Annotated in this window: 3 protein-coding genes; 2 read left to right on the top strand and 1 reads right to left on the bottom strand. The window is 36.9% G+C overall.

Annotated features, from left to right (window positions below):
• The coding region (locus ACYVRH_RS11630; RefSeq protein WP_461257080.1) for a DUF262 domain-containing protein at positions 1-305 on the top strand (305 nt) is incomplete at its 5' end.
• On the opposite strand, the gene ACYVRH_RS11635 is transcribed toward ACYVRH_RS11630, so the two are convergent.
• A complete protein-coding gene (locus ACYVRH_RS11635; protein WP_461257081.1) occupies positions 239-1,021 on the bottom strand; it encodes an adenine-specific methyltransferase EcoRI family protein in 783 nt (260 codons plus the stop codon). The two genes, ACYVRH_RS11630 and ACYVRH_RS11635, sit on opposite strands and share 67 nt — an antisense overlap.
• A gap of 672 nt (positions 1,022-1,693) precedes the next feature.
• Between ACYVRH_RS11635 and ACYVRH_RS11640 the strand changes: the two genes are divergently transcribed.
• Positions 1,694-2,395: a transposase gene (locus tag ACYVRH_RS11640; protein ID WP_461257082.1), complete on the top strand. Its 702-nt coding sequence runs from the start codon at positions 1,694-1,696 to the stop codon at positions 2,393-2,395.
• Positions 2,396-2,645 lie beyond the last annotated feature (250 nt).

Genomic DNA, 2,645 nt, shown 5'->3' on the forward strand with positions numbered 1-2,645 from the left:
TAGTAAAAGACTACATTGATAATCAAGAAGAAGGCGTATTAGGATATGGGAAAAAATTAAATATACGTCCGCCGTATCAGCGTGAGTTTGTCTATAAAGATCAACAAAGAGACGCGGTTATTGAAACAATACAGAAAAATTTCCCGCTTAATGTTATGTATTGGGTAAAGAATGGAGAAACTTATGAAGTTCTTGACGGACAACAGCGAACAATGTCTTTCTGCCAGTATATAAATAATCAATTTGGAAATTCTTTTTTATTATATGTTTTATATAAGATTAAATTTTCATGGCGTTTTTTGTGATCTATATTAGTAAACCAGACCGATGGCGATCTGCCTTTTACAACGCCGTTTATTATTTTATATGCACTCCCTTCTTTTTTATTCTTAATTAGCTCATTTGCAAGTTCTTCGGGAATGTCAAACAACATATCTTCACTCATTGAAGTATTGCCCAGCCACATTTTATTTTCTTTAATCAGCGTAAAAATTTCTTTATATGTGATTGCATTTTTATTCCCGATTATTAAAAACTTTTTCTCATATTCAAAAAGTTGCGCCACATATTCCCTGAACAGGGAAAATGGCGGATTGGTAACGACTATATCTGACTGTTTTAAAAGTTCTATACATTCAGAGGAACGAAAATCGCCATCTCCTTTCAAAATGCCCCATTCATTTTGTTTGATAAAAGTTTCATAGTCTGTGTACACGTCATCAAATCGGCCTTTGTCGTTATAAATACAATATACGGCTTGTTCGTCAAGGTTTTGGGTGAATAAATCGGGATTGAGGTTTTTATAACAAGTAGCGATAAGCCGTTTTAAGCCGAGACCTTTGAATCTTGAAAAGAAAAAGTAAAAAAACTGGCTTACCCGCGGATCATCGCAGTTGCAAAGAACGGTTTTTCCCTTAAAATGGTCAATATAATGATTTGCTTCTTTTTCTATGTCGGTAAGCCGGGTATAGAATTCATCGACTTTTCGCCTTTTTGCATTATCAAGTACCCTTTCAGCCATTTTCTAATATTCTCCCCTCTGATAGAATATAGCATATTATACAAAAGTTAGACTGTACACGCAACGGTATTTAACACCGGAATCGCATAGAACCGCTGATATGCGGTATACGCTTTTTATATGGTATATTTCTTCCAAATAGGGTCAAAATGACCCACTCTAGGCAAATTCCCCCTTTTTACCCTAAAAACAGCCTAAAATGGTGTACAGCTATCCTTCCGTTGGGTTGCCTACCCAAAGCTTGGGTAAAAATTATTATATGTGCAAGACGGTCTTCATGAAGTTATTGACAGTGTTCACAAGGGCAGGAGCGCATTTAAGGAAAAAGCGGAAGGAAGTATTACAGAATAATAATAATGTAGGGCGGCTTTACCGTCCTTTTTTGAATTTAGATTAAAACATTTATTACAAAAAGGACACGCCGAGTAACTGACACCCAAATTCGCTAGTGTACCTTGCCTGTCAGGGTACACTAGATATAGCGTACAGGACGGCAATTTAAAAAAAATTAAAAAATCTTTCCGCTAAAGTAAAGCAAAATGACATCTCCACGCCATATATATATTGTAAATCTTTTTTACGGTCTTGTAAAAAAACATTTATCGTATTCAGCGGAAGCCGAGCTTGCTCGAGTCTTCCGCTAAAATAGCAAAAGAAATTGTGGAGGTATTTATGCGAAAAACAAGAGTGCTTATTGACAATGCTTTTTACCACGTTACTTCTCGAACTAATGATAAAATCAGGGTTTTTGAGAATAACTTGGGGCGGAAAATTATGCAATGGCTTAAAATTATGTCGGCAAAGCGTTGGAATTTTATACACGGCTCAATAGATCACCTGTGGGGGGATAGGTTTTTTTCAAGAGCGGTTAAGACTGATGAAGAGTACCATTTTATTGATAACTACATCGACCAAAATGCCGTTGTTGTCGGGCTTGCCGATACTCCCGAAAACTGGAAAGCGTCAGGGGCTTTTTATAAAAAACGTGGCATTACAGGCTTGGTAGACTTTGACCGCTTCGACAAAAAGCCGATACCGCTTTTGCCTACCATTCCTTTTACAATTTCCAATTTGATACCCCCTGCCCAACTTGCCCACATTTTACATTATATCGGGGCTTATGCCGTAGCATTGGACAGGCTCTATAATTTAGTTCCGCTAATACCCAAACTTGGCGAGACAAAGGAAAACGAACCTACACACACATACCTACACTATTACACGCCCACGCATAATTATTTCATCTATGAGTATGACGGAATGAACACAATGTATGGCACTTATACTGGCGTATTGGAAACTGCAACACCGAAAAGTTTTAACCTTTCCGACTTGCTTAAAAATCCGCTGATGAAATTGGAATTGAATTTTTAGTAAAAATTGCACGTTTATCCCAATTACATATCCGCATAAGGCAACTATGCTTTTTATATGGACAATGAGCAAGCGGAAAATAAATCCCTACATACTAAAAAATATAGTAATGTATTGCTTTTGTGGTAAAATAAACTTGTAACTGACACCACTTTTTCATAGTGTCGATATACTCCCGTCCACCGCTATAGGTAGCGTACTTTTAGTCTGGAGTTTTGCCAAATACAAGCAATCATAAAAAAGCGTTGTG

Source organism: Treponema sp. R80B11-R83G3 (assembly GCF_054786115.1).